The 1,282-nt window shown below is 64.7% G+C and carries 2 protein-coding genes; both read right to left on the bottom strand.

Annotated elements, in window-relative coordinates; all coding sequences use genetic code 11:
- A partial coding sequence (locus E1809_RS26475) for a glycosyltransferase (protein WP_133207178.1) occupies positions 1-965 on the bottom strand: 965 nt, incomplete at its 3' end.
- Between the two features lie 26 nt (positions 966-991).
- Positions 992-1,282, bottom strand: a 291-nt coding sequence (locus E1809_RS26965) for a hypothetical protein (protein ID WP_165962522.1), incomplete at its 5' end; no start/stop codon positions are given.

Below are 1,282 nucleotides of genomic sequence, written 5' to 3'. Positions count from 1 at the left end.
GCGCCTTTCGCGGCGGCCGCGTCCCGCCAGCCAGGGGTGGTGTCGGCGAAGAATTCCCAGACTTCGCTCAGGGTGGAGGGTTCCTCCCAGGGCTTGGGTTTCCAGACGAAGTGGAGCACGGCCAGTGTCCCGCCGACGCCGTTCAGTCGGACCTTCATGCCGGGGTCGAGGCGGGCCGTCTCGAGGTTGGTGAGCAGCCTCGGGGACGCGATCCGGTATCCGCTGGTCCCGAAATGTTCGTTGAAGTAGGAGTATTCGGCGCGGCTGTTGAACCGGGACCCGACCTCGCGGAACGGCTCATACGGGTTGGCGTAGAACGCGGCGATGTTCAGCATCGCCTGCTCCAGGCCCCAGATTTCGCGGTGGTAGTCCTTGATGAACTCCAGAACCGGGCGCATCCGGTTCAGGTAGTAGTGGCGCCGGGTCGCCCAGATACCGGAGTTGAATGTGATGGTTTCCTCGTCGAGCGGCCCGAAGCGGGCGGTGATCGCGGCGTGCGCGGCGATCTGCTCCTCACGGGTGACGTCCCGGAGGGCGCGGCCGGTGATTTCCGGCATTCCCCAGAAGTGCGTCTTCATGTTGGATGGCGGGATCTCACCGGTGGCGGCGAAACCATGCTCGAACGCTGCCTGGATCAGCGGTTCGAGGGAGTCCAGGACGACCGCGTCCGCGTCGAGGTGGACGATGACTTCGTGCTCGGGGAGCGTGATTTCAAGCCCGGCGAACACGGTCGTGTTGTAGCGGGTGGATTTGGAGGAATCGAGCGTGTACTGGCCGAACTGCGGCCGGGTGACGTGCAAGTCGCCCAGTGACGCGATGATGTCCAGCTGGGATGCGGTCAGACCGGTGTCCACCAGGTAGACCGGGTAGCTGTGTCCGGCCCGCCGCAGGCTGTTCAGCAGTGCGATGAGGCCGGGGAAGTAGTTGCTGTCGCACCGGGTGTAGATGCCGACGTCTGCAGTCATGGTTTGTTTCTCCTGCTTTGGAAGTATCAGTGAAGGATGGTGCCGGAGAAGTACGCCGAAGCACCCCGGTCGATGATGGTCATCCCGGATCCGCCGGCGGCGATGGCGTTGACCCAGATTTCGGCGAGCCTGGCACGGGCGATGTCCGTGCCTTCGGCGCGGGCGAAGACGCCCAGCAGCTGCGTGGTTCCGGACACGGTGTACGCGCCGAGGTGGACGGTTTTGGCTTTCCGGGCGAATCCGGCAGTGTCCCGGAGTACCGCTTCCAGCCCTTCGCGTTCGTAGTCCCTGTCCGCGAGCACACCACTGTCCAGCAC

This window comes from Arthrobacter terricola, from assembly GCF_004354015.1.
Lineage (GTDB): Bacteria > Actinomycetota > Actinomycetes > Actinomycetales > Micrococcaceae > Arthrobacter > Arthrobacter terricola.
This window is presented reverse-complemented; position numbering and strand designations above follow the sequence as displayed.